Annotated in this window: 18 protein-coding genes and 1 pseudogene; 11 read left to right on the forward strand and 8 right to left on the reverse strand. The window is 48.9% G+C overall.

Annotation, left to right across the window (positions count from 1 at the left end; translation table 11 throughout):
• Nucleotides 1-192: 192 nt before the first annotated feature.
• From RW114_RS16255 to RW114_RS16265, 3 genes are read right to left on the reverse strand one after another with little or no spacing between them, the layout of a single operon-like run.
• Entirely contained in the window at nucleotides 193-537 is a 345-nt protein-coding gene (locus RW114_RS16255) for a hypothetical protein (RefSeq protein WP_340123817.1), read from the reverse strand.
• Nucleotides 528-1037 (reverse strand): hypothetical protein, encoded by a 510-nt coding sequence (locus RW114_RS16260; protein ID WP_340123818.1) that lies wholly within the window; start codon nucleotides 1035-1037, stop codon nucleotides 528-530. Before RW114_RS16260 ends, RW114_RS16255 begins: the two co-directional genes overlap by 10 nt.
• Before the next feature lie 18 nt (nucleotides 1038-1055).
• Nucleotides 1056-2516 (reverse strand): DUF1254 domain-containing protein, encoded by a 1461-nt coding sequence (locus RW114_RS16265; RefSeq protein WP_340123819.1) that lies wholly within the window; start codon nucleotides 2514-2516, stop codon nucleotides 1056-1058.
• Nucleotides 2517-2730: 214 nt separating this feature from the next.
• On the opposite strand from RW114_RS16265, the gene trbG reads away from it, so the two are divergent.
• From trbG to RW114_RS16300, 7 genes are read left to right on the forward strand one after another with little or no spacing between them, the layout of a single operon-like run.
• On the forward strand, nucleotides 2731-3447 hold the full coding sequence (gene trbG, locus RW114_RS16270; RefSeq protein WP_479687037.1) for a P-type conjugative transfer protein TrbG: 717 nt from the start codon (nucleotides 2731-2733) through the stop codon (nucleotides 3445-3447).
• Between the two features lie 2 nt (nucleotides 3448-3449).
• Nucleotides 3450-3908, forward strand: coding sequence for a lipoprotein (locus RW114_RS16275; RefSeq protein ID WP_340123820.1), 459 nt, complete (start codon nucleotides 3450-3452; stop codon nucleotides 3906-3908).
• A gap of 30 nt (nucleotides 3909-3938) precedes the next feature.
• The gene (locus tag RW114_RS16280; protein ID WP_479687036.1) at nucleotides 3939-5219 is read left to right on the forward strand and encodes a TrbI/VirB10 family protein; all 1281 of its coding nucleotides are present in this window, start codon (nucleotides 3939-3941) and stop codon (nucleotides 5217-5219) included.
• A gap of 17 nt (nucleotides 5220-5236) precedes the next feature.
• Complete coding sequence (trbJ, locus tag RW114_RS16285) at nucleotides 5237-6019, forward strand: P-type conjugative transfer protein TrbJ (protein WP_340123822.1); 783 nt, start codon at nucleotides 5237-5239, stop codon at nucleotides 6017-6019.
• 6 nt (nucleotides 6020-6025) lie between these two features.
• Entirely contained in the window at nucleotides 6026-6274 is a 249-nt protein-coding gene (locus tag RW114_RS16290; protein WP_340123823.1) for a hypothetical protein, read from the forward strand.
• 6 nt (nucleotides 6275-6280) lie between these two features.
• Nucleotides 6281-7858, forward strand: a complete 1578-nt coding sequence (gene trbL, locus RW114_RS16295; protein WP_340123824.1) for a P-type conjugative transfer protein TrbL — start codon at nucleotides 6281-6283, stop codon at nucleotides 7856-7858.
• Nucleotides 7859-7884: 26 nt separating this feature from the next.
• Nucleotides 7885-8469, forward strand: a complete 585-nt coding sequence (locus tag RW114_RS16300; RefSeq protein ID WP_340123825.1) for a transglycosylase SLT domain-containing protein — start codon at nucleotides 7885-7887, stop codon at nucleotides 8467-8469.
• Nucleotides 8470-8540: 71 nt separating this feature from the next.
• Here the strand turns inward: RW114_RS16300 and RW114_RS16305 are convergent, their stop codons facing one another.
• The 5 genes and pseudogenes from RW114_RS16305 to RW114_RS16320 all read right to left on the reverse strand — a co-directional run bounded on the left by RW114_RS16305 (nucleotide 8541) and on the right by RW114_RS16320 (nucleotide 12379).
• A complete protein-coding gene (locus RW114_RS16305) occupies nucleotides 8541-8852 on the reverse strand; it encodes an HU family DNA-binding protein (RefSeq protein WP_340123831.1) in 312 nt (103 codons plus the stop codon).
• A gap of 757 nt (nucleotides 8853-9609) precedes the next feature.
• Nucleotides 9610-9825, reverse strand: coding sequence for an EAL domain-containing protein (locus tag RW114_RS21025; protein ID WP_422614829.1), 216 nt, complete (start codon nucleotides 9823-9825; stop codon nucleotides 9610-9612).
• A 10-nt stretch (nucleotides 9826-9835) separates the two neighbouring features.
• Nucleotides 9836-10492 carry a putative bifunctional diguanylate cyclase/phosphodiesterase gene (locus tag RW114_RS16310; protein WP_422614830.1) on the reverse strand — a complete coding sequence of 219 codons (657 nt, stop codon included), beginning with the start codon at nucleotides 10490-10492 and terminating at the stop codon, nucleotides 9836-9838.
• 2 nt (nucleotides 10493-10494) lie between these two features.
• Nucleotides 10495-11044, reverse strand: a pseudogene (locus RW114_RS16315) (IS1595 family transposase); the annotation flags it as partial.
• Between the two features lie 109 nt (nucleotides 11045-11153).
• Nucleotides 11154-12379 (reverse strand): IS3 family transposase gene (locus RW114_RS16320; protein ID WP_340123826.1). Its coding sequence is split into 2 segments (ribosomal slippage): nucleotides 11154-12097 and nucleotides 12097-12379, totalling 1227 coding nucleotides; the frame shifts between segments, so codons are not numbered across the junction.
• Between the two features lie 970 nt (nucleotides 12380-13349).
• On the opposite strand from RW114_RS16320, the gene RW114_RS16325 reads away from it, so the two are divergent.
• From RW114_RS16325 to RW114_RS16340, 4 genes are all read left to right on the forward strand, one after another.
• On the forward strand, nucleotides 13350-15377 hold the full coding sequence (locus RW114_RS16325; protein ID WP_340123827.1) for a TonB-dependent receptor plug domain-containing protein: 2028 nt from the start codon (nucleotides 13350-13352) through the stop codon (nucleotides 15375-15377).
• 81 nt (nucleotides 15378-15458) lie between these two features.
• On the forward strand, nucleotides 15459-15911 hold the full coding sequence (locus tag RW114_RS16330; protein WP_340123828.1) for a YfiR family protein: 453 nt from the start codon (nucleotides 15459-15461) through the stop codon (nucleotides 15909-15911).
• A gap of 59 nt (nucleotides 15912-15970) precedes the next feature.
• Nucleotides 15971-18880: a hybrid sensor histidine kinase/response regulator gene (locus RW114_RS16335; protein ID WP_340123829.1), complete on the forward strand. Its 2910-nt coding sequence runs from the start codon at nucleotides 15971-15973 to the stop codon at nucleotides 18878-18880.
• Nucleotides 18881-18888: 8 nt separating this feature from the next.
• The gene (locus RW114_RS16340) at nucleotides 18889-20682 is read left to right on the forward strand and encodes a putative bifunctional diguanylate cyclase/phosphodiesterase (RefSeq protein ID WP_340123830.1); all 1794 of its coding nucleotides are present in this window, start codon (nucleotides 18889-18891) and stop codon (nucleotides 20680-20682) included.
• Nucleotides 20683-20864 lie beyond the last annotated feature (182 nt).

The raw sequence follows: 20864 nt of genomic DNA on the forward strand, positions 1-20864 counted from the left end.
CAGTTTTTGTACAATTGAATTCGAAAAGCTTAGCGTTATGATTTTAAGTGCTCCTTTAAGTTTTTTCAGTAGAAATAAGTATATCTTCAAAGGAGTTTTTTACTGTTTTGGAAATTAATTTTCTGGAAGTCTATAGCGTATTCTCCGGATCGGTCTTGGTTGTTTCATTTAAAAGCATTTTGCTGACCTCGCTCATTTCGGAAACAGCAGGGTCACCACGAAACGCAATCCCCAATCCGCTCCGCCTTCCGGTCGATCGGCATAATAACGACCGCCGAGCGTGAACGCGACGGGTTGCGCACCGAGCTTCAGCACCTGCTGTACGGTCAGATTGAGCGGTGCCATCCATTGATTGCTTTCCCAGTTATAGGTGGATTCGGTGTTGACCCCAAAAGTGGTATAGGTCTTCGTGGTATAGGCCAGAAACGGTTGCATAAACGTAGCGCTGACATCGCTCCGGCCATCATTACCTGCGAACGACCACAGATGATTGGCCAACATACCGTAGGTCCAGCCGCTATCCTGTTTCAGCGCCACCGCCGTCGGACCGGCTCCCACTTTTTCCCGCCGAGCTGGTCTTCGGAGGCGGATGGATACAGGAACACCGGTCCGCCGCCCAAAACCCAGCCGCCCACTGACTTCTTGGGCGACAAAAAGAAACTCTGCACGATGTCGCCCATGCCTGATAGGGCTTCGCCGCCCGGCACGGGGGACTCGGCATGGATAACGGGCATGATGGTGCGGGTTATCAGGTTCCAATCATCACCGATCGAAAACGGGATCACCGGCTGTACGTTGGCGGTAAAGCGCATCGCATCGGCTGGCCCAATATCAAAATCCCAGTTGTTCTGGATAGGCACACTAATCAGGCTGGCAATCGGGTTTTGCAGTTTCTTTGCCAACTCTGCGGTATTGTTCTGCGTACTCTCGGCAGACTGGTTCTCTGCCGAAGCCAAAGGAGCGGCCAGTAGCACCGGTAACAGTACGGCAAACTTGATGGGTGCTTGTTTTTTAATCTGTTTCATGACCACTATCACATAGCTTATGCTTGATGATTACTGTAGCTTCTTGATCGCCGGCGGATTCCAACGTCCATCGAGCGCTTGGGGCTTTGGGGCGTATAAGCGCATGGTTACGCCCAACTGGCCCTGAGCCGGGGAGGGCAACCAATTGGCTTCCTTGTCCTCGCCGGGCGAGTCGCTTTGGATGTAAATATCCAGCGAGCCGTCGGCGTTATATTTCAGTTCATCGCGATCGCCGATGGCGAAACGGTCAAGCTTGTTGGCAACCTGGAAGCCTTGAGCGTCATACATCGTCACCGACCAGAAAGCTCCCATCGGCGGCAATTCCTCCTTGTTGAAATGCAATAGGTACTTGTTGGTTCCTTCCAGAGGCTTACCGTCGACATCAGCAATGCATAATGGATAAATCGCGTCTTCGGGCTGATTCGCACCCAGCCCAACTTGAGCCACGATAGCGCGTTTGAGGTAGTAATTACCGTATACACCCATGGTGTCGGTATTCATCTGCCAGCCGTTGACGACCCGCGCCAGCGTCGGCATCTTCTCCTTCATTTGCTTGAGTCCATCCACGACGGCGCGCTCAAGTGCTTCCTTGACTTCGGGTGAGGCTTTGTCGAAATCAAAGTGACTGCCTGGCAATATGCCGATGCGTTTCAGGCGCGCCACCTGGGACCAGTCGCTGAGGTGAGGCGGATTGAGCTTCATCAAATCCGCGCCATAACTGAAGTACTTCGCGGCAGGCATGGTATCCACTTGCAGAAGGGGCGGCGTTTTCAGGTTGACGCTGGGATCGATAACCGCTTTAACCGGTTTGGCTTTTTTACCCCATTGGGAAAGCGGTGTAATGGTATAGCCATCTTGCACCTTGCCAACGGCTTCATAATCTTTGGGTCCATTCGTCTGGGTTCGGCCGATGATCCAGACAAAGGCGGTGGGGGACTCGATGCGATTGACACCTTTGGGAAGTTTCCCTTTCCAGTCCTTCGGCACCACGGCGAAGGAGGCAGCGCCGGTGCCGGAGGTGCGTTTGCCGGGCGAAGCGAATACATCGCTCCACATATCCATCATTGGCAGCAGGTAATAACGCCCGCCGGTATCCGGAGCAGTTACGATCATCGGTTCCTTGCTGAAATCCAGCCAGGCACTGGAATAGAGGGTATCGAAGTTCGGACGCACCACCTCCCGGAAACTAGCGGGCGGAAAGGCTCGCATATGATGGAAGGCGTTCATCGGTCCCTGCCCCGGTTTCACTCCCGTTTCCTGATTGGTAACGACTCGCCGTGTCACATCCATCGAAATTAACGGGTATAAATACTGATAAGCTTCAACGCCTATCTCATAGGCTTCTTCGGCACTCACCGCCGATGCCGCTTGAGCGGGACACGCAAGGCTGAGCATCAGCATCGCTACGGCGACCCTATTGTTAAAGAACGTTTTTAAAATGACTTCTCCTACTTGATTTTTGTTGAGTTTCCCAAAAGTGACGAATGACAATCAATCGGACTAATTGGGTCGGTTAATAGTTACTTGCAACCTTGATTATTGCGGGTCTTGACGTAAGTCTTCCCGTCTGGCGTTTGTACTACACCAACGCCGTTTTTGGTCGTGGCTTGACCACCTCTACTGCTCTGCTTTCTGTGGTTTTTACACCGAGGTCACTGGTTTCAGACTTCCAAGCGTTTCCAGTGTTGGGGTTATAACCACAGGGATTAAACCCGTGTCTGGAACAGATGGATCAATCCGATACCTTTTCGGTGCGCAGGAACCCAGCATCGTTTGTGCTGTCCTGCAGGTTTGTGATGTCGAGCTGCAAGCGGGCGAACAGGTCAACTCAATTCATTTGGGCGATACTGCCCGGTGGATGGTGGAACCGGCCATCACCGGTAGCGGCCCAGCCGAAATCCAGCATCTCATCATTAAACCGATGGATGTGGGTCTGGAAACCAGTTTAATCGTAACCACAAACCGCCGCACTTATCACTTTAGACTGCGTTCTCATCGCACTAAGTTCATGCCGCGTGTAGCCTTCACTTACGCTGAAGACGCACTGGTGAAATGGGATGCCCTCAAAAACCGCGAAGGGAAAGAAAAGCGAGAAAATACAATTCCGCAAACCGGCGAGTACCTTGGCGACTTAAACTTCGCTTATAGTGTAGACGGCTCAGTGGCCTGGAAGCCTGTGCGCGTCTACAATGATGGTGTGAAAACGATCATTCAAATGCCCGGCGCAATGGCACAGACTGAAGCCCCAACACTGTTGGTGGTGCGTAAAGACGGTGGCCTGTTCACTGACGATGAAACGGTGTTGGTCAATTATCGCATCCAGGGTGACCGCTACATTGTTGATACGATTTTTGATAAAGCAATATTGATTGCCGGTGTCGGCAGTAGCCAAGATCGCGTCGTCATTACCAGAGGGAAGTGATCATGCGCAAAATTACTTTGATCGCGTTACTCTTGGTCGGATTGTCCGGATGCGCAACAATCCAATCAACGTATGGTAATTTTCTCCCGCCAACACCTGCTTCCTATACTAAAACGATGGCCGAGGATGCCGTAAAACAGCTACTGATACTATACCCTCCAGGCAGCACCCGGTTTAACTTGCAACAAACCACACCGGATAATTTTGGCACTACACTTGTCGAGTTAATGCGAGCCAAAGGATACGCTCTCATGGAGATCAAACCAGAATTGCCAGTGCAGCGCAGCAATGAGGCAACGAATTCCTACACAGGCTTGGCATTGCGGTACATTCTGGATCAAGTCAACAGCTTGAACCTGTACCGCCTGACACTGCTAGTTGGCGACCAATCCATGACCCGCGCCTATCGGGTGCAAGACAGCACGGTTCATCCGGCTGGCTTATGGTCGCGCAAGGAGTAACTACAAATGAGCATTAACACCGAAGCACAAATGTCGCCAGACGCCTCGCCTGGCGAAGCGATTCTGAACACGGGCGTTCGCCGGGTCAACAATTTGCCGATGTACATCGTCGGCGGCTTGTTGACTGTATTTCTTATCGTGATGGTATTGGTTGCCGCAGATCGCGCTGAGAAACAGAATCGTCAGGTTAGCGCCAAGGAGGAGAAGATAGGCAACACCAGCATGTTTGCCAACGAAATCGCCGGTAGCCATAAGGATGGCATCGTCCCTGCCGCACAGCTGGTCGTTCCCGAGTTATCTCAAGTTCCCATCGCTCGTCCGGAAAACCTGGATAGACCGCCGACGCCGCCTTCCAGCTCGAATTCGCGTAGCAATGACGAGCTGGAACGGATTCGCATGGCGAAGCTGCAACAGTTTGAGGAGGCCATTAAAGCCAAAACAGGGGTTCAGGTAATTGCTCCGCGCAGTTCTGGATCAACACAGGGCAATACAAGCAACAGGAGCATACCAGTCACCGGTGATGATCCAACGGCGACCTATCGGGCACGCTTGCAACAGCTTCAAGCGTCTGGACTGGGTGGAGAGGCTGACGGATCGACAGACCCAAAGCTACTTCAAACGGCAGATTCCAGCAATCGCAACGATATAGAACGGTTTTCTGATTCAGGACAAGGCGACCGCTGGAAACTTGACGCCAAACCGGAAGCACCGCGCACGCCCTATGAACTACGTGCCGGGTTTGTTGTGCCAGCAACACTAATTTCCGGCATCAACTCGGAATTGCCGGGCCAAATTATGGCCCAAATAGCACAAAATGTTTACGATACGGCGACTGGAAAATACCTTCTGCTACCGCAAGGATCGCGCCTTGTAGGGGCTTATTCGAGTGACGTTTCCTACGGGCAAGCTCGCGTACTCGTCGCGTGGCAGCGCATCGTTTTTCCCGATGGTAAAGCGATGGATATTGGTGCAATGCCGGGCGCAGATAGTGCCGGATATGCCGGGTTCTCTGACCAGGTAAATAACCATTATCTGCGTCTCTATGGATCAGCATTACTCATGTCAGCTGTTACTGCGGGTATCACCTATAACCAACAACAAGACCAGTCAACTACTGGCTTTCAACAACCCAGCGCTAGCAATGCAATGAGTCAAGCGCTCGGTCTGCAATTGGGACAAGTGACGGCACAAATGATTGCCAAAAACCTAAATGTGGCTCCGACCCTGGAAATTAGACCAGGCTACCGATTCAACGTCATAGTCACAAAGGACATGACGTTTTCGAAACCCTATCAATCCTTTGACTATTAACACCAGGAGTAAAAATAATGAAAAAACAGACAACTCATCCAGCCATACTATTCGCTCTTGTTGTCAGCCTTGGAGTATCGACACCGACCCTTGCCGTTTTTGGCGTCGGCGATGTTGTTTTCGACCCCACAAACAACGCAAATACTCTTGTGTCATCTATGGAGAATGTGGCGCAGACACTTAAACAGGTTGAGCAATACGGGACGCAATTACAGCAATATGAAAACCAGTTGAAAAATACGGTTGCGCCTGCTGCTTATATTTGGGATCAAGCCAACGGAACCATGAATAAATTAAGAGCCGCTACCGACACATTGAGCTACTACAAACAGCAGGCCGGCAGCATTGACGGCTATTTGTCGAAGTTTCAGGACGTGAACTACTACAAAGGTTCCCCTTGCTTCTCAAATGGAAGTTGCTCGCCTGCTGAACGAGCCGCAATACAACAGACACAATTGCTAGGTTCTCAGGCACAAAAAAAAGCCAATGACGCCATGTTTAATGGCCTCGATCAGCAACAGAATAATTTGCAAAGTGACGCTGCTCAGCTTGAACTTCTGCAATCACAAGCAAGCAGTGCAGACGGTCAAATGAAGGCGATACAAGCGGCTAACCAGCTTTCCAGCAACCAGGCAAATCAGCTTCTGCAAATCCGTAGTTTGATGATTGCACAGCAAAATGCAATGGCAACCAAAATGCAGGTGGATGCGGACAGGGAAGCTCAATACGCCGCCGCCAGTGAGCAGCTTCGCAGAAGTAAATATCAAAAAAGCCCTGTGGTAAATTGGGGAATAAGGTAGATAAACATGAAAAAAATTAAATATTTATTACTGGCGCTGCTGGTGCCAATAGCTGGAATTATTAACGGGTGCTCAGACGATATAGTGTGCGCCGATCTGGATACGATAACAGACCCCGTACAAAGGGAAAAACTTATCAAAGAATGTCCTCAGCCTATACCAAACACGTCAGATGCAAATGACTTGGATAAACCAGCAAAAAAAGGACATACGGCTTACGGTAAAAGCCCTGTGGTAAATTGGGGAATAAGGTAGATAAACATGAAAAATCCCATTTTACTTAGAGTCGTGAAATGTTCATGTCTATTATGGCTATGGGCCTTTTCAACCAACTCTTACGCTGCTATCAGTAACCAAGGCATTTTGGATGATGCTCTCAGGCGTTATTCAACGGCGGCAAGCGCTTGGGGTACAGTTATCACGGCGCATGCTTCGTGGTTGTTCTGGACGTTAGCCCTTATTAGCATGGTATGGACATTCGGCATGTTGGCATTGCGTAAAGCCGACATAGCCGAATTTTTCGCGGAATTTTTCCGCTTTACAGTCTTTACCGGCTTCTTTTGGTGGTTGCTAACCAATGGCCCAAGATTCGCCACCTCTATCATCGATTCTCTTCGTCAAATTGGAAGTAGTGCATCAGGAACAGATGGAGCGATCACGCCATCAGGGATTGTCGATATTGGCTTCGACATCTTTGGAAAAGTGTACGATAACTCATCCGGATGGACGCCAGTTGATAGTACGGTAGGAATAATCATCAGTCTCATTATTCTTGTTGTGTTGGCCTTGGTTGCAGTAAATATGCTGGTTTTGTTGATAAGTGGCTGGATACTGGCCTATGCGGGTATATTCTTCCTTGGCTTCGGCGGTTCTCGTTGGACTTCTGATATGGCGATCAGCTATTTTAAGACGGTTCTAAGTGTTGCGGCTCAACTTTTCACCATGGTATTGCTAGTCGGTATCGGAAAATCATTCCTTGATCAATACTACACAAACATGGACACCTCCTATGCTGACATGAAAGAGTTGGGGGTAATGTTAATTGTATCTGTCGTGCTTCTTGCCCTGGTCAACAAAGTCCCGCCGCTAATCGGCCAGATTCCAATGGGCGGGGGTACTGGAGCTATAGGCAATGGATTTGGCACGGGTGCGGCGATGGGAGCGGCCGGCATGGCAACAATAGCCGCAGGCATGGCAGGCGCTGCGGCCATGAGCGGCATGACCTCAATGGCAGGTGGCGTATCTGCCATCAAGGCGGCCTATGAGAAAGCGCAAGCCAACATGGGCGGTGACAGTGGTGGGGCAATGCCCAGCTTCGGCGGCTCGGGCAGCACAATGAATGGCGGCAATGATAGCGGTGGAGTCAGTGCTCTTGCATCGGCTATGGGCGGTGACAGTAATGGGGCAATGTCCAGCTTCAGCGGCTCGGGCAGCACAATGAACGGCAGCAATGATGGCGGTGGAGTCAGTGATTCAACCAGTACATCCGGTGGTACTGAAAGCGGTTCGACCGGAAGCAATAGCGGCGCTAGCGCCGGTTCTGACACCATGGGAAATGCGCAAGACGGTGCGACAGCGGCGAAGGCTGGCAAGGGTAGCACCAGTACAATCGCAAACCTGGCACAAGGGGCTATGGATGTTTCAAGAGCCAAGTTAACTGAACGAATCGGCGAAACAACGGGTGGAAAAATCGCTGCCGCTATCAGGGCTAGCGGTCAAGGAGCTGAAACAAACACATCTTCAACTTTCAATGATAACAGCCTTTCGGCTGGGACAAGCGAGCCAGATCCTGAATCAGAAGTTGCGGCATTTCGTGACCGTAGTTCCCCAACCGCTTAATCAAAAGGAATATAAACGTGCCTTTGATGACAACACCAGAAATTCCCCCCCAAATACAAGAGCGAATTGTCTGCTCTATCTCGGCGGCGGTGAAATATCAAATTCCCGCAAATATCGTCCTTGCGGTCGCAGAAAAGGAAGCAGGCAAGCCGGGGCAGTGGGTGCGAAACAGCAACGGTACGCATGACGTAGGGTCGATGCAGTTCAATACCGCGTATTTGGGGGATCTAGCCAGGTACGGAATTACAGCGAATGATGTAGCGGCCTCCGGCTGTTACTCGTTCGATCTAGCAGCTTGGCGACTTCGGAAGCATATACGTAACGACAAGGGAGACTTATGGACGCGGGCAGCCAACTACCACTCACGGACATATCGCTATAACATAGTTTATCGGGCGGACTTGATGGCAAAGGCCGTCAAGTGGGCGGATTGGTTGGACGCACGATTTGTGACTTATGACGTGACTAAGTCCGGTACTCCGGACTTAAAACCGGCGGTAACAGTGGCAACGGAACCAGTGGCCACTCCGATACAGCAACCCGTCAAAACAGCTTCGTCGAATACTTCAGGGTATGTCCCACGAAAACTCAGCATCAACGGGAAACCGTGAAAAACAGCCTTCAAATTTTAGCGGCTAAAATTATGACGTATCGACGTCAACACGCCTATCAACTCCATGTATTAGGCGTTAACAGCGTCTTTTAAGCTTTTCCCTGCTTTAAAAGATGGAACCTTTGCCGCCGCAATAGTAATTTCTTGACCCGTTTGCGGGTTACGGCCAGTACGCTCTGCACGTTGTTTGACTTCAAAACTGCCAAAACCCACCAAGGCTACTGAATCGCCCGTCTTTAAAGCGGTTTCGATGGCTTTTATGATGCCATCTAAGCCGCGACCTGCGTCTGCTTTGCTTAAATTGGCGTGTTCAGCGATGGCAGTGATCAGTTCTGATTTATTCATGTAACGATGCTCCTGAGTTAAAACAAATAGATTAATTGATTTGCGTCTATTTTTGAATCTAATTCTTAGACGTTATTTAAAAAGTATCGGCCGATGGCTTGAATAGCCATTATCAGACCAAGCAGTCTATTAGATAGCACCTTCTGGGTAGAGCCTGCCTGAACAGTGCAATGGACGTCGAGACGACGCTGGCATGGATGCCTGTTCGTGCAGTCAGCGATGGCTTGTTTGTCCTCTGGAGGCCAGTTAGTTAAGCAATTCTGGAGGGAGTGTTTAAAAGCGAACAGGAACGTATGCTTTTAAGCCGACCGGACGATTTGCGGGTTCGTGCGCTAGCGTTCACAGGCTAATTTAGCGCGCATAGTTTATTAAGCTTAGCAGCCAAATTTTTACATTTATAATGGTCTAGGTGCTCTCATTAGTTGATCAACTGCCTCAGCAATGGTTTCTGGATGCTAAAAGTTTTGCTACAAAGGGTCTGTCCAGTTTTTGCTCAATTCAACAAAACTCCCAATTTTACCAAGGGTTAGCGTGTAATATGACAACTAAAAGACAGGGTTATCCACAGAAAATGTGGATAACCCGCAGGTGCCGGTTAAGTTGCGTCGGCGTGGGTCACTCGGCTAGATGGCGCTTACACAAAAACTTCGGATAGAATGAGGTTATGTTAAATTCACGCTCAAAATAGCCGGGGGGGCACGGTCAGCCAACGACCCACTCCAGTCATTTGGATATGAATTTAAGTTTCCCGATAACGGTCATTGATAAAGAAGGAATAAGCGAAAAGCAATAATTAGCCCTGCCTTAGCAGTGCATCAAGCTGTTTAATTGGCACTGGCATACTAAACAGATATCCCTGATAAAGCGTACAGCCATGCTTTTCCAAGAAAGCGCGTTGCGATTCTGTTTCGACCCCTTCTGCAATGACTCTCATACCAAGACTGTTGCCCATGCCAATGATGGTCTGTGCAATCACAGCATCAGTCGGTTTTATACCAATATTGCGCACGAAAGACTGATCAATCTGGTAGCTGTGTTAAATAAGCCAGTGATGAGTAGCCAGTGCCAAAATCATCCATTGAAAAGCTTACGCCAAGTTCACGAAGTGCATTCATTTTGAGAATAGTATCATTGATGTCGTTAAGCACCAGACTTTCGGTGAGTTCCAGTTTGAGCCTTTCAGGGTTGATGTCGCTATGGCGTATAACCAGGTGCACTTGCTCGACAAAGTCGACTTGATGGAACTGACACGCACTAACATTGACGGCAAGCACTAAATGCTGTGCATGAAAATCACTTTCCCAACTTTTGATTTGGATGCAAGCAGTCTCCAACACCCATAAGCCTATGGGCAATATCAAGCCTGTTGCCTCTGCCAGTGGAATGAAGTCCGCAGGAGATGTAAATTCATTCTGTGGATGTTGCCAGCGGATCAATACCTCCGCCCCTATAATTTGGCTATTGTGATTAACCTGTGGCTGATAATAAAGCTCAAATTGGTTTTCTGTGACAGCTAATCGTAAATCTGCTTCCATTGCCATGCGAGTATCAATACTAATCTGCATTTGTTGGTCAAAGAAACGCATTGTATTACGCCCTGCGTCCTTGGCATGATACATGGCAATATCCGCTTGTTTTAATAGTTCGTCTGCGGATTGGTCGTGATCATTGAACAAGGCTATGTCACCGTTAAATATTGAAAATTCCCCAGAGCAGCATTGAGTAGGGTTTCCGGCGTGAGCTGGCCGTGTTGTTCAAAAGCCCGTCGCCAGCCCAGGTAGTTTGGCAAGTATTTGGTAGCTACACCGTGAAAATGCTCCAGCCACAGTTTAAATCGGCTGTGATAAGCGTTGACATTTTGTACATGGTAAGCCCCATTGACCCGTTGGCCTTGGCTGAGATTGACGACTTCATGACTGATGCCTTCTGCATGACAGAACGCCGTGTAGGTGGGATTGGCATCACTGACTAAAAGGACATCTGCATCCAATGCTGGCTTTAGAGTGGCGGGTAAGACGGGGCTTGGTTAGCGGTTCATTGCCGGTAACGAAATCCAGTGTTTGTCCGGAACGATCGCGAGCAACCAGCACACAGATCTGTTCGTCAGAGATTCCTCGTTTAGTGGCTTTGCCGCCCCGTTTGCGAGCTTTGCGGTCAAGGTTCCGCTTGCCTTTATTCGATTCAAGCAAATACGTTTCATCGGCTTCGGTAATGCCGTGAAGAGTATTGGGTCGATCCTGGGCGAATGATGAAAAACTCAAAAAGGTCGCTTAGCTGCCTCTAAAGTGGACCCCGAAGTCCAGACAAATATCCTGCTAGTTTAAGATAGAGGCCTGTTCACATTACAGCTGAATGGCGCTGTCCCAATTCTTCTGCACGGGGAGTTGATGTCTCCTTCGCACTATTAAATTTATCTACGATCTTCGCACCACCGCCTTTGGCTTTCTGGTACACCTGGCTCGGTGTTTGATAGCCCAGTGATTGATGCCGTCTTTCCTCGTTGTAAAACAGGAAGTAGTGCGTCAGCCCCATCAACAAGTCCTGCAGGTTGTCATGCTTCTTCAAATAGATCTCTTCATATTTCACCGTCCGCCATAGCCGTTCGACAAAAATATTGTCCAGTGCGCGGCCCCGTCCATCCATGCTGATGGTGATACCGCTGTTGAGCAGCATGCCGGTAAAACTCTCGCTGGTAAACTGCGAGCCTTGATCAGTATTAAAGATCTCCGGCGCTCCATAGTCTTTGATGGCCGCTTCCAGGCAGTCCACGCAGAAGCTGGCATCCATGGTGTTCGACAGCCGCCATGCCAGTACTTTACGGCTGTACCAGTCGATGATCGCGACCAGATAGACAAAGCCGCGCGGCAGTCTAATATAAGTGATGTCGGTGCTCCACACCTGATTGGGCCGGTTGATATCGACACCTCTGAGCAGGTAGGGATAAATTTTGTGCTGCGGGTGCGGCTTGCTGGTATGGGGGCCGGGTGCCATGCCTGCCAAGCCCAATGTTTGCATCAAGCGCCGAACCCGTTTGCGATTAACGGCGTGCCCACAGCCGTGCAGATATTTCGTCATGCGCCGGGAGCCATAAAACGGGTGCCGGGTGTATTCTTCATCCAGCAGCTGCAACAACAAAAGATCAAGCTCGCTAAGGTCTTTGTGTAATCGCTTTCTCTGGGCATAGATAACCGAGCGTGTGACCGCGAGCAGTCGGCATTGCGTGGATAGTGCGAGCACTTCATCCGGTATTATCCAGGCCTGCCGCTCCTCTACTGGCTGATCCCAGACTTTTTTTTAAGCCAGTCCAATTCCATATTCAACTGTCCTATCTTGGCGTAAAGTCGGTCCGGGTCACTTTGGGCATCAACCGGTTTTGGCCCACGCTTGCCTTCGAACAAGCTACCCGCATTCGCCAGCAACTCTTTTTTCCATTGATTCACTTGGGTCGGATGTACACCAAATTCCTGGGCGATCTCATTGACGGTTTTAGTCCCTTTGACCGCTTCCAAAGCAACCTTGGCTTTTTGCGTGCCGGTAAAAATCTTACGCTTTTTTTCACTCATAACCTGCTCCTTTTTATCGCAGGCTACCATCTTAAATTATTGTCCGGATATCGGGGTCCACTTTACTCCCCCCGGTTTTGCATGCTCTCCATCATTGGTTGATTTGCATTAAGACCAGCAAAACTTGTTGTGGAACCACTTTGAAGACTAGAGGTTTAAGGTGCAGTGGAACGAATAACCGTGTTAGTGCCTATAATGATGTGCATTCTGAGTTTTTCTCTTAAAACTGCATACTTGAGACTGTCAAAAGCAGACAATGCCATACCCTGACATATAGTCAAGTTAGATAGTTAAAAATGAAGTGGCTAAATTACATCGTATTTGCATTATTGGCTAACCAATTTACAGTTAGCCAAATTGAGTTGTACCCAATTTGGCCGTAAATACGCTTAACTTTAGCCGCTAACTCAACTTTCCGTTCCACTGCGCCTTAAACCCCTTAAAGAATCAATGCGAATTGTATTTGATAAGCATCTGGGGCAATGGAACTATGTCACCATGCCTGAAGCGACAATTGAATAAGTTGCCTAAGTTATTTTATGCTCATTCCTTAGCCCTATTTCCTGGGATAATATCATCCTCTATGGGGACTACATCTTAAACCGGACGAAAATTAAGCTGTTCTAATGTAATTACTGAAGTTTCCCAGTTTTTGAGCCCGTAGCCTATAAAGGAAAACCCATTAAAGTGGTGTTTGCCATAAACACAGCAAACCCTGCGTTAAATACCCATCCCGCATAAATAGTGGGATTAAGGCTTTTAGAAACTGGGAAACTTCAGATGTAATTAGTTTATATGTTAGCATATAATTTACGGACGAATATGCACAGTACCCTAATGAACGCAATAATGGTTTTTGTAGCTTGATTAGCGACAATCAGACGCTCCGGCTGACAATAACCGGATTTGGTTAAAAACAATAGAATTCCCCGGGTGAAATTGAATCCGCCAAATAAATAATCTTACCTTTATGAATAATAATAATAAACTTTTGCTTTACCTATCAATAACTGCTTTATGTTTTAGTCCGTTGGTTGATGCCGATGAACAAAATGAAGCACTTAATCTCAGTGTCGAAGACTTGCTAAATGTCGAAGTCACCTCTGTTGCTAAAAAAGCTCAATCCCTAAATGACGCGCCCGCCGCCGCCTTTGTTATTAGCAATGACGATATAAAACGTTCTGGAGCAACCAATATTCCTGATGCGTTGCGTTTAGCACCTGGTTTAGATGTGGCTAAAATTGATGCTAATAAATGGGCAGTAAGTTCTCGTGGTTTTAATGGACGGTTTGCCAATAAATTGCTGGTATTGATTGACGGACGCAATGCTTATACGCGCTCGTTTGCGGGCGTGTACTGGGAAAATCAGGATGTGATGATGGAAGACGTGGATCGCATCGAAGTTATTCGCGGGCCTGGGGCGGCATTATGGGGGGCGAATGCGGTCAATGGTGTGATTAATATCATTACCAAACGTTCATCCGAAACGCAGGGTGTGTCGTTAAATGTCGGTGGTGGTACGGAAGAACAAGGCTTTGGCTCATTGCGTTATGGCACAAAATTCGGTGAAAACACCACAGCAAGAGCTTACGTTAAAGGCAATAATCGCGGACAAAATACCCATTTAACAGGTGATAAAGCAAACGATAATTGGGATAAAGTACAAGGGGGTTTTCGCGTAGATTCGCAATTAAATTTACAGGATGCTCTCACGGTACAAGGTGATATATACCAAACGAATACCCATCAGTTTTCCACTTATCCACAACTCACCCCACCTTTTTTTCTGGCTGAAAAAGATAAAAATACCGCGTATGGCGGTAATTTTCTGGGTCGTTTACAGCACACTTTTTCAACGACATCCGATTATTCCTTACAGGCTTATTACGATACTTACACACGCCGCGACATTCCGCTGTATGAAAGCCGTGACACCTTAGATGTCGATTTTCAGCACCGCTTTGGCTTATTGGATTGGCATGAGATTATTTGGGGTCTAAACTACCGTTATGGGCATGACAAACTCGTAGGTAATACATTGTCCAATGGGACGGCTGTTTATAAGATAACGCCGAGCAGTGTAAATGACCAATTGTTCAGTGCTTTTATTCAGGATGAAATGACCTTAATAGACAACACGCTGTGGTTGACGATTGGCTCTCGATTTGAACACAATGACTACAGTGGTTTTGAAGGACAGCCGTCAGCCAGAATTATGTGGGCACCACACAACCAACACCGACTCTGGGCGAGTGTGTCCAGAGCAGTGCGGACACCCTCCCGTGGAGACCAAAACGCTTTGGGACTGATTAGGGTTATTCCGCCACAAGCCTTGTCTGTACCACCTTTTGGCACGCCACCTGTGGCTGTCATGATACAAGGCAATACCAATTTTCGCTCAGAAGAAGTGATTGCTTATGAAGCAGGCTACAGAACGACTTTTTCTAAAACCGTTTCTCTGGATGTAACAGGATTTTATAACGATTACCGTGATTTACGTTACCCAGACATTCGCACACCTTCTTTCAATGGTGCGTTTGTCACCCAAGTATTAGATTTCACCAATGATGTACGAGGCAAAACCTACGGTATCGAAATCGCTACGGTTTGGCAAATGCTGGATTGGTGGCGTTGGGATGCTAATTACAGTTGGCTACACACGCAATTTAATGAATTAGGAACAGGGACAACGGCTATCAGCCCGCAACAACGCACCTCATTACGCGCTGCGTTATCACCGCGAGAGGACATTGATTTAGATTTTTGGTTTCGCTATGTAGACAATAATACCGTAGTGGGTTCACTCGGTGTCCAGCGTATAAAAGCCTATGTTTCGCTTGATTTACGCGCCGCGTATCGTCCTTATAAAGGCATTGAATTATCGCTGGTGGCTCAAAATTTAGCTGCACAAAAACATTTAGAGTATGTCAACGAAGTTCAAACGCTACCCACTGTAATCGACCGAGGAATGTATGGAAAAATAAGCTGGAGTTTCTGATTTATGAAGCCACGAATCAGAAAATTCCTATTATCCCTATTAGGTCTGTGTTTATTGTTTAATGCCCCTTTTGTCCAACCAATGGAAGAGCAAACAGTATTAGCGGCGTTAGCATTGAATATTACCCGCTTTACCACTTGGTCGCCTAAGGCGGCTGTGCAGGATACGATTAATTTCTGTGTGGTGGGTGATAATGTGGTACAACAATCGTTTGCCAGTATTAACCATAAAATAGTAGGTAATCAAACGCTTTACATCATTAATCTTTCGCGCTTGAGTAATTTTGAACAGTGCCATGTCCTTTATATTAGTGAGTTAAAACAAAATCTATTACTACAAGTATTTGTCGAAATAAAAAAATATCCCTTGCTAACCATTGGTGAAGGCTATGAGTTTGCCGCACAAGGTGGCATGGTTGGTCTGGAAAATGTCGATGGAAAAATGGTACTCCATGTAAACTTATCTGCGGTACATGAAGCAAATTTAAATATCAGCGCCAGATTATTAAAACTGGCAAAAATTATCGGTAACTAAGTTCTGACAGTATGAGATGGTTTAATAATGCACCGATACGGATTAAATTAATCTCCATCATGACGCTAACCGCAATGATGGCTTTGCTGTTGGTCACGGCTGCGGTGGTCATTAACGAATATATCACCAAAAAGAATGATACTGAAAAACAGCTGGCGTTAATCACGGATATTATTACCTGGAACGCTTCCGCCTCATTGACTTTTAATGATGTCCAAACCGCTCAGGAAATGCTGAATGGTATGGTTAGCCAACCCAGCTTGCTCTCTGCCCAATTGTATGACAAAGCCGGCAATTTTTTTGCGGCTTACCAATCTCCCAAAGAGCCGACAATGCGCTGGACCAGCGAAAACATCAAAACGCTGATCACTGTCCCGCAAAACAGCACGCAAGCGCAGAATCTGACTCAATCCCTGCGGTCACAATTAGCCGCCTGGTATAGCCGATTATTCAAACCTGGCGCTGAAAATGCGCAGTTACCGCTTTATAGACAAGTCATTACTTATGATGAAAACAATGTTCTACATTTTTTCAGGCCCATTCTGCTGGATGGTGAACTGCAAGGTATTTTGCATTTGGCCGACGACCAAAGCGAACGGCAAGCGTTACTCAATCGGTTTTATTTAATCATAACTCTAATTGTTGCTTTGACCTTCCTATCCATTTTCTTTGTCTCCACCAAATTACAGCAGGTTTTTCTGGCGCCATTGTTAGAACTGATGCAGGCCATGCGGACTGTAACCCATGAGAAAAATTTTACCCGCAGAATCAGCCAAATCGGCGCGGATGAATTTGGCGAAATGGCCACCGTTTACAATTCCATGCTGACCGAGATTCAGCAACGTGACGAGCAATTGGAGCAGCATAGGACGCATCTGCGGCAACAGGTGATTGCTCGCACCCAGGAATTATCCGAAAAAAATAAAAGCCTTGAAATAGCGATCGAGGATGCGATCACGGCAAAAGAACAGGCTGAAGCGGCCAGTAAAGCCAAGTCCCAATTTCTCGCAAACATGAGCCACGAAATCCGCACCCCGATGAATGGCGTGTTGGGTATGGCCGAGCTGCTGATGGGCACCAGCTTAACGGAAAAACAACGGCGTTTCGCGGAAACGGTGCATAAATCCGGTGAGTCTCTGCTATCGATCATTAATGACATCCTCGACTTTTCCAAAATCGAGGCAGGACGCTTCGAGCTGGAGAGTATGGATTTCAGCCTGCATAAAACTGTTGAGGATGTCATCGAGCTATTTACCGAACGGGCTCATAGCAAGGATCTGGAGCTGAGCTACCGCATCGCGTCCGAGGTTCCCGAGAGCGTCAAAGGTGATCCCATGCGAATACGGCAAGTCCTCAGCAATCTGGTGAGTAATGCCATCAAATTCACCGGGCATGGCGAAATCGTGGTCGATGTCAGCCTGGACGACAATCCGGGAGCTTCCCCGCAGGTAGCCAATGCCACCTCGCTCAGGGTCCGCTTTGCCGTGCGCGACACCGGCATTGGCATCAGCGAAGACGTGCTGCCGAGTCTATTCCAGGCTTTCTCTCAAGCCGACGATTCTACCACCCGCAAATATGGCGGCACCGGTCTGGGGTTGGCTATTTCCAAGCAATTGGTCGAATTGATGGCGGGAGAGATCGGCGTGGATACCCGTGTCGGTCAGGGAGCCACCTTCTGGTTCACCCTGCCACTCTTGGCGGCAACCAGTTTGGAACTGAACCAACCGGTCGAGTCTTCAGGTTTGGCAGGCCTGAAGCTGCTGATCGTCGAGGACAACGAGACCAACCGTGATATTCTGCAAAACTACGCGCGGTCCTGGGGCATGTCCGTGGACGCAGTGTCGAGCGCCTTATCGGCCCTAGACTTGCTCAGAAAACCGGCCGACATCCAGCTTCCTTACGACCTGGTGATCATCGATATGAAGATGGCCGGTATGAATGGGCTTGAATTGGGTCAACGCATCAAGGCCGACCCGGAATTGGTGCACATACCACTGGTTATGCTGACTTCCACGCTATACAAAGGCGAGGCCGCCGAAGCAAAAAAAACCGGATTTGCGGCTTACCTCGTCAAACCGATACGCAAGGTCTATCTTTATCGATGTCTGCTAAGCGCCCTGGTGCCTGATTCAAGCTTACCCGCAGCCGATGAGGCGGACGCTCCTCGCACTGCATCGACATCGCTCGCCGCACGCATCCTGCTGGTCGAGGACAACCCGGTCAATCAGGAAGTTGCCCTGGCTATGCTGCAAGGCATCGGCTGCTCGGTAGAAATCGCCCATAACGGTCGGGAAGCGCTCCAGGCCGTCGAGACCAAACCCTATGACCTGGTGTTGATGGATTGCATGATGCCGGAAATGGACGGCTACGCAGCGACTGCGGAAATCAGGCGGCACCAAAACGCAGGTCACTTACCCCATTTTCCCATCATCGCCTTGACGGCTAACGCGATTGAAGGCGACCGCGAGAAATGCCTGATTGCCGGCATGGACGATTATCTGGCCAAGCCATTCAAGGCCGAATCCCTCCGCCGCCTGGTCAAATTGTGGGTGAAAACTGCCACGACGGTGAGCGCCGACGTGGCAGAACCGGTCATAACAGCAGAAGCTGTTATCAATGAAGCCGCGCTGAAAGCAATCTGCACACTGGATCCCAATGGCGGTAATGAATTATTGCATCGCATAATCACACTCTATCTGAGCAATGCCAGTACACTACTTCAATCCTTGGAACAAGCCTGGTCCACGGGCGAACTCGATGCCATCCGCTCGGCGTCCCACACGCTAAAATCCAGCAGCAATCAGGTGGGTGCCCATGGGTTAGCCGAACTATGCCGTGAAGTGGAAAATGAGGCGCGGAATCATCGCTATGATGTTTCGGGTAAAGCCCTTTCGCGTATCAAACAGGAATACGCCAATACTCTTGCTGCGTTGAACACGTATCTTGGGCAATCCTTACCCATTAATTAGGAATAGACATGCAAGACCAATCCCACATTATCATCATCGACGACGACTCGCTAATTCGATTGGTGGTAGCCATGGCGCTACAGGCGGTCGGCTTTACAACCAACGAGGCGGCGAGCGGCGAAGAAGGCTTGCGATTATTCAGCGAAATGGGGGGGGATGCGGTCTTGCTGGACGTCATGATGCCAGACGGCATGGATGGTTTCGAGACCTGCGCGGAGTTTAGAAAGCTGCCGGGTGGACAGCACATACCTATACTGATGATGACCGGGCTGGAAGATATGGAGTCGATTAACCATGCTTTTGAGGCCGGCGCAACCGACTTCATCACCAAGCCGATCAATATCCCGCTGTTGGGTCACCGGGTCCGCTATATGCTCAGGGCCAGCCTCACCACCCTGCGCCTGGTAGAAAGTGAGCAGCGTTTGCACCGCATGGCTTACTTCGACAGCCTGACCGAACTACCCAACCGGCATTTTTTCCTGGAACACCTGCAGCACATGATCGCCTTGGCGCAACGGCAAAAATTGAAACTGGGCGTGCTGTTTTTGGACCTCGATGGCTTCAAGCGCATCAACGATACCTTGGGGCACTATCTGGGCGATATAGTACTCCAGGTGACCGCCGATCGTTTGCTCAAGAGTATACGGGGCAGTGATGTGTTGATCCAAACAAGTACAGCCCAGGACGACATCTCGCTGGCACGATTAGGCGGTGATGAGTTCACCATCCTCTTATCGGCGATCGAGCGTAACGAGGACGCCGCAACCGTTGCCGAACGCATCCGTGTCAACCTGGCCCAACCGCTTGTCATTGGCGATCACGAGCTCTATACGAGCACCAGCATTGGCATCGGCATATACCCGGATGACGGCGAGACTGCGGAGGAGTTGCTGAACAATGCCGATTTGGCCATGTATTACGCCAAGCGCGGAGGCGGCAACGGGTATCGGTATTTCACGACGAAGATGTCCGAAACGGCATTACGCCGGCTCAATCTGGAAAATCACCTTCGTAAGGCCATCGAACACGACGAACTGCAACTGCATTACCAACCGCAACTCGATATCGTAACAGGGCAATTTAGCAGCCTGGAGGCCTTGATACGGTGGGACTGCCAAGAGCTTGGGTGGCTTTCACCAGTTGAATTTATCCCGTTGGCAGAGGAAACCGGCCTGATCATAAGCATTGGTGAATGGGTGCTGCGTGAGGCCTGTCGCCAAGCAAAAAACTGGCTAGATCAGGGTATTCCGATAAGTCATATGGCCGTCAACGTCTCGGCAATCCAATTCATGCACAAAGGCTTCTCATCGCTGGTAGCGACGATACTGGCCGAAACCGGACTGGAACCTAACATGTTGGAATTGGAGTTAACCGAAAGTGTCTTGATCAACGATGAGGAAATCGTTCTGGCTGTCCTGCGATCCCTCAAGCAAGTCGGCGTTCTGCTGGCGATAGACGACTTTGGGACAGGCTACTCCAGCTTGAGTCGGCTCAAAAATTTCCCCATCGATCGCTTGAAGATCGACCAGGCTTTTGTTAGCAACCTGGAACAGAATTCGGAGAACGCGGCGATTGTAGTCGCGGTCATCGCCATGGCCAAAGGCATGAATATGAAAGTCATCGCGGAAGGTGTTGAGACCTCTGGCCAACTGGCCTTTCTGTCAAATAAGTACTGTAACGAAGCGCAGGGTTATTTCCTGAGCAAACCTTTACCGCCGGCACAAGCCGAAGAATTTCTCATGAAGCAGCTATATGGAAGAGAGCATGCAAAACCGGGGGAGGCCGTCAGAACCGATATTTGATGTGACGGAAAGCAAGTGTTTTCCGCATGGTCTTCCGTTAAGCCGATAGACCGCCAAAAAATATCTGATCTGCCCTTGTCTCCCCCTCAAATAATGTACGAAAACTATTGTCGGATTTAATCCGCCCATTTACACTATGCGGAAATATTTCCTATGGAGTTTTCCGTACATGCTGGTTGGCT

Source organism: Methylobacter svalbardensis (genome assembly GCF_037671525.1).
GTDB lineage: Bacteria > Pseudomonadota > Gammaproteobacteria > Methylococcales > Methylomonadaceae > Methylobacter_A > Methylobacter_A svalbardensis.